This is a genomic window from Thiocapsa sp., assembly GCF_011390875.1.
GTDB lineage: Bacteria > Pseudomonadota > Gammaproteobacteria > Chromatiales > Chromatiaceae > Thiocapsa.
On record NZ_JAABRP010000201.1, the window covers coordinates 1 to 5,886 of the forward strand.

5 protein-coding genes are annotated in these 5,886 nt (G+C 64.2%); 1 reads left to right on the forward strand and 4 read right to left on the reverse strand.

Annotated features, from left to right (window positions below; translation table 11 throughout):
* Positions 1 to 7 precede the first annotated feature (7 nt).
* Entirely contained in the window at positions 8 to 1,099 is a 1,092-nt protein-coding gene (aroC, locus tag GPT33_RS14950) for a chorismate synthase (RefSeq protein ID WP_296810282.1), read from the reverse strand.
* Between the two features lie 3 nt (positions 1,100 to 1,102).
* Positions 1,103 to 2,455, reverse strand: a complete 1,353-nt coding sequence (locus GPT33_RS14955) for a TolC family outer membrane protein (protein ID WP_296810284.1) — start codon at positions 2,453 to 2,455, stop codon at positions 1,103 to 1,105.
* 176 nt (positions 2,456 to 2,631) lie between these two features.
* Here GPT33_RS14955 and GPT33_RS14960 point away from each other — a divergent pair, with 176 nt between their 5' ends.
* Entirely contained in the window at positions 2,632 to 3,606 is a 975-nt protein-coding gene (locus GPT33_RS14960; protein ID WP_296810286.1) for a hydrolase, read from the forward strand.
* 122 nt (positions 3,607 to 3,728) lie between these two features.
* Here the strand turns inward: GPT33_RS14960 and GPT33_RS14965 are convergent, their stop codons facing one another.
* Positions 3,729 to 4,571 carry a hypothetical protein gene (locus tag GPT33_RS14965; RefSeq protein ID WP_296810288.1) on the reverse strand — a complete coding sequence of 281 codons (843 nt, stop codon included), beginning with the start codon at positions 4,569 to 4,571 and terminating at the stop codon, positions 3,729 to 3,731.
* Positions 4,572 to 4,733: 162 nt separating this feature from the next.
* Positions 4,734 to 5,886 (reverse strand): molybdopterin dinucleotide binding domain-containing protein (locus GPT33_RS14970; protein ID WP_296810289.1); only part of this gene is annotated, 1,153 nt, incomplete at its 5' end.

Sequence of the window (5,886 nt, forward strand, 5' to 3'; positions counted from 1 at the left end):
AACCGGCTTAGGCGGGGATGGACGGGGTAGGCGGTACCACGCCGGCGTTTTGGCCCCGATGCCGCAGCAGGTGATCCATCAGGACCAATGCAAGCATCGCCTCGGCGATGGGCGTGGCCCGAATGCCCACGCAGGGATCATGTCGGCCTTTGGTCACCACCTCCGTCGCCTGACCTGAAGTGTCGATGGTGCGTCCCGGCAGCCGGATGCTGGAGGTCGGCTTCAACGCGATGCGCACCAGCACGTCCTGACCCGATGATATGCCGCCGAGGATGCCGCCGGCGTGGTTGGAGAGAAACCCCTCGGGAGTCATCTCGTCGCGGTGCTCGGTGCCCTTCTGCTCGACGCAGGCGAAACCGGCGCCGATCTCCACACCCTTCACGGCGTTTATGCTCATCATGGCGTGTGCGATGTCGGCATCGAGCCGATCGAAGACAGGCTCGCCGAGACCGGTCGGCATGCCGCTCGCCACGACCGTGATGGCCGCGCCGATCGAGTTACCTTCTTTTCGCAGATCGTCCATGTACGCCTCGAGACGAGGCACCGTCTCGGCACAGGGGCAGAAGAAGGGGTTGCGCTCGACCTGATCCCAATCGAGGCTCGCAGGCCGAATCGGGCCGAGTTGCGACAGATACCCGCGCACCGAGATCCCGGCGTGCTCGGCCAGATACTTCTTGGCGATCGCCCCGGCCGCGACCCGCACGGCGGTTTCGCGCGCGGAGGATCGCCCGCCACCACGATAGTCGCGTCGGCCGTATTTCTGATCGTAGGTGTAGTCGGCGTGTCCGGGGCGATAGCGCGCGGCGATCTCGGAGTAATCCTTCGAGCGCTGATCTTCGTTGCGGATCAGTAGACCGATCGGAGCACCCGTGGTGCGGCCCTCGAACACACCCGAGAGGATCTCCACCGTATCGGACTCGCGTCGCTGGGTGGTGTGACGCGACTGGCCGGGCTTGCGACGATCCAGATCGTGCTGCAGATCCGCCGCTTCAAGCGCAAGCCCGGGCGGACAGCCGTCGACGACACCGCCGATGGCCGGACCGTGACTCTCGCCGAAGCTGGTGAAGACGAAGACCCGCCCGAAGCTGTTGCCGGACATGGTTCAGTACGCCAGCGGGGCGATCGTGTCTGCGGGATTGAGCCAGGCATTGCCGCGCGCGAGGATCTCCCGCGTCAGTGTGCTGGTTGCTTGGTGCAGGCGGACACCGTTGAGGATGTAGTCGTAACGCGAGCTCAAGTAATCGAATTCGGCCTGGAACAGCAAACGTTGCGCATTCAGGACATCGACCTGGGTGCGGGTACCGACCTCTTGGCCTGCTTCGGTGGATTCGAGCGATGACCTCGCCGAGACGACCGCGGCTTGACGCGCCTTCACGTCCTCAATGCTCGAGATGACACCGCGAAAGGCGTCCTTGACCTGTTGATCGACCTGCCGGCGTGTCGCGTCGAGCTGATCCTGCGAGGCGCGGAAATTGAACCCGGCCTGGCGCGTCCTCGAGGCGACCGCGCCGCCCTGATAAATGGGCACGTTGAGCGTGAGCCCGACGAACCCGGTGTCCGAATCCGTGTTGAATTCGGCACCCGATCGCGCGACGTCGTAGCCGGCCTGCAGGTTCACCGACGGGTAATACCCCGAACGCTCGATCTGGATCCCCTTCTTGGCCGCACTCACCGCCTCGCTCGCGGCGATGATGCCGTAGTTCGAGCGCCCGGCCGTTTCGGCCCAAATCTCGATGTTGTTGGGCTCGGGCGGGGTCAACGGCAGCGTGTCGCCGAGGCGCGCGAGCGGCACCTGGATCGGACCGACGATGGTGAGGAGCGCCTGCCAGGCATTGTCGAGATCGTTTTTCGCCGTGATCAGGTTGGCGCGCGAACGGTCGTATGCAGCCTGGCTGTCGTTCACATCCGTGATGGCAACCAAGCCGACCTCGAAGCGCTGCCGGGATTGCTCGAGCTGACGCTCGTCCGCGCGCACCAGTGCTTCCTGTACGGTCACCGCATCGGCGGCTCGCAGGACCCCGAAATAGCGATCTGCCGTATCGACCATCAAGGAGATCTGGGCGTCGCGGTATTGGGCCTCGGCTTGGGCAATGATGTTGTCGGTCTGTTTCAGGGTCATCCAATTGGCCCGGTTGTAGACCGTTTGGCTGACGACGGCTTGGGCACCCTGGGTGCTGAAGGTATCGTTTCTGCTGAAACTCGTCCCGAAACTGCTGGTTCCGCTCGCATCGACGTTTTGATAGTCCACCGTGCCGACGACGCTCAGATTCGGCAACAGAAGAGAGCGCGCCTGAGGCTTGACCTCACGGGTTGCGAACAGCTCCTGCTCGGCTTGCCGGATCTGGGGGTCGCTTTGAACGGCAAGATCGTAGATCTGCAGCAGATCCTCGGCTTGGCTCGCCGATGCCAGACTGCAGAGCAGTGCGGCGATCAGGATCGAGAGACGTGTTCGCATGGTCGATTCCTTGGTCAAGCTCGCGGGGTCGAATGGTACCCTGAAGGCTCCCAGTATATGGGACAACTGGGCCGCCTCTCAATCTGCGGACCCTTCTACAACCCATCCTACGGCTTTGGGTCCATCGGGTACGAGCCGATGCAGGAAGGTCTGGATCACTGGAGAATTCGCGGGCTATGGGTTTGATCACACGCAGTCACTTCCGACCCGCATGGTGGCTTCCCGGGGCGCATCTGCAGACGCTTTGGCCGAGCCTGTCGCGACCCCGCCCGCAACCCGATCTCGCGCGCCGCCGGATCGAGCTGGCCGACGGGGATTTCGTCGACCTGGCGATCGGCCATGGGACCGGACCGCGGATCCTGGTGATCCACGGCCTGGAGGGCGGTCTCGAGTCGCACTATGCCGCGACCCTGGTCGCCCGTCTGCAGCGCGAGGGCTATCAACCGATCTTCATGTTCCTGCGTGGTTGCTCCCATGAGCCGAACAGGCTCGATCGCGCATACCACTCGGGTGCCACAGAAGACCTGGCCGAGGTACTCGATGTCCTCGGGTCCGATCCCGAGGGTGCACCGGCCGCAGCGATCGGGTTTTCGCTCGGCGCCAACCTTCTGCTGAAATACCTCGGCGAGACCGAGGAGCCCGCCGTCGGACACGCCATCGCGGTCTCCGTCCCCTTTGTGCTGCGCGATGCCATGCTCAGACTCGATATCGGGTTCTCGAAGATTTATCAGCGCCATTTGCTGAAAAAGCTCAAGGTTAGTCTGCGGCGGAAGTTCGCGGGACGACACTTCCCGCTCACCGTGGATCTTGACGCGATCCAGGACTTCAACGCCTTCGATGACCGGGTCACCGCGCCCCTGAACGGGTTCGAGGGCGTCTTCGATTACTACAGCCGCGCGAGCTGCCGGCAGTATCTGCCGGCCATCCGAACACCGACACTCATCATCCAGGCGGTCGATGATCCTTTCATGTTCCCGACCACCATCCCTTGGGAGCATGAGCTCGGACCCGGCATCACCCTCGAGCTCGCCGATCATGGGGGTCATGTCGGCTTCATCGACGGCCCCTGGCCGTGGCGTGCTCACTACTGGCTCGAAGACCGAATCATCCGAGGACTCAGCGAGACCGGGCCGCGCCAGGTCGGTGGTTGAGGCGATTTCCGGGAGACGATCTGCCGATGTGTGGGCGATTAAAGTTGCCTCTACAAACCCATGCAAACCCATGCAAACCCATATAAATTTTTAAGGCTTCGGGGTGGTTGTTCGTGTGGATCCTAAGCCGGGCTACGTCCCGTCAGTTTCCGCAGGACATCCAGCCCGGCATCTTTGTCCGAGCAGCGCAGGACGGCCGCGCGATCAGCGGTATGGTGGTCTAGATCGATACGGACGCCCTGCTCGGCCGCCGCCTCGCGTTGCGACTCGTCGATCGCCACCTCGCCGAAGACCGAGATCACGAAACCGCCCGGGATCGGCGGCGGCGGTGTGAAAGCGGGCCCGTCGATCAGCGCGACCCAGGCCGGGATGAAGCCGGGACCGTAGAAATCAAAGAAACCGTTCGAGCCCCGCAGATGGACCTCGATCGGTCGCCCGCCGATCATCTCCAGGTTGCATAGACCGCTGTAACCCTTCAGACGGCGGGAAACCCAGTCCGCAATCACCGGCTCCAGGTCCGGGAGAGCGGCCCCGACCTCCCAGTAAACCGGGCGCTCTCGATCTTTGGCGTCCGAGCCACGCGTATGGGCAAACCAGACCGCGCGTCCGTCCTGCACCAAACAATCACTGCTGGTATGCGCACCTTCGAGCTGCTCGCACCAGAAGCTACCCGCCTCGTTCGGTACGGCATCGGCCGGCACGGCACGCGCACGCACCGCCATACCGGCGAGGTTGACGATGGGCTTGACGAAGACCTGCGTATCCTTCGCAATCCCGCAGTCACGCGGGTCGACACCGCAGGGCGCCGCACGCAGACCCGCGTCGAGCGCGAGCCACAGCTTGTCGTAGACCTGTCGATGCGCCGGGTTCAGACGCCAGGCAGCGGCGTCGTTCACCCCGACATCGCGCCTGGGTGAAGGTCGGAACAGTGACTCGCGTTCGGGTAGGACGCCGATGAAGGGCACGATGTGGGGACCTCGTGTGGGGTGAGTTAGGTGCTTCCGGCTTCCGGCTGCCTGCCGCCTGCTCATTCGCTTTCAGCTTTCAGCGATTCGAGCTCAAGAGACATTGAAGGCTTAGTGGCTGACGCCCCCAGCCCAGCATCCTCTCGGCTGGAGGCTGGAGGCTTAAACCACCCGCTCTACCTGACACAGCAGCGACTTGAACGGCGGAAACCCGCTGATTGGATCCAGGTGGCGGTCGTCTGTCAGCTCGTTGATGTTGGCGTCGTTGCGACCGTGGGTACAGTGCACCACACCCGGCTTGATCCGGTCGGTCACCTTGGCGAGGAAGCGCACCGCCCCGCGCGGGGAGCTGACCATGACGTGATCGCCGTTGTCGATGCCGCGCGGTGCGGCGTCGTCCGGATGGATCTCGGCCAAGGGATGGGGGATCGCGCGACGCATCCGCTCGATGTAGTTGTGCTGGGAATGAGTGTCGAACTTGGTGCGTGCCCCGCTGGTCAGGACCAGTGGATAATCGACAGCCAGCGCGGGCGTCGAGAGCGGGCTCTCGGCCGGCTCGCGATAGATCGGCAGTCCGTCGTGACCGGCCTCGCGCAGCTCGATCGAGTCGAACTCGACCTTGCCGGACCGCGTGCGGAAACCGCGCAGCCGATAGAGCCGATCGGCGTCCATGAATCCGCTCTCGACCAGATCCTCGATCGCCTCGGCATAAACGACCACGCCGTCCGGATTGTCGTAGACCTCCCGTCGGATCTCCTCCGGGATGCCCTCCGCCGCCTCGGCCCAAGAGGCCTCGAGATCGCCGTTCCAGAACTGCTCGGCCATGCCGAGTCGCACGCCGAGCTGCAGGAAAATCTCGCCGTCCGGCCGCGCCTCGCCCTTGGGCGCGACGACCGGCCGGCGATAGCGCAGCTCGCCCTGGTAGGCGCAGCCGGGATAGGCGATCAGCGCAGGGCGCTCCAGGCTGGTCGCCGCGGGCAGCACGAAGTCGGCCATGCGTGTAGCCGGATTGTGAAAGAAGTCCGTCGCGACGAAAAAGTCAAGCGCGCCGAGCGCCTGCTCCATCCGCTTGGAGTTGGGCCACATGGCGGTGTTGATGCCCATCGCCAGCAGGGCGCGGATGCGTTGCGGGCGCCCGTCCAGGATGCAGTCGGGCAGCAGCATGCTCTGGGCCGCCGGCCAATAGCGGGTCCAGACCGGGTAGACTTCGTCGCCGACGCGCGGCGGGAGATGGGTGCGGCAGTAGTCGAACAGCTCGATCGGTTTGGGCGCGGCCTTGTCGTTGAAAAAGCGATTGCCGCCCTCGCGGTCCAGG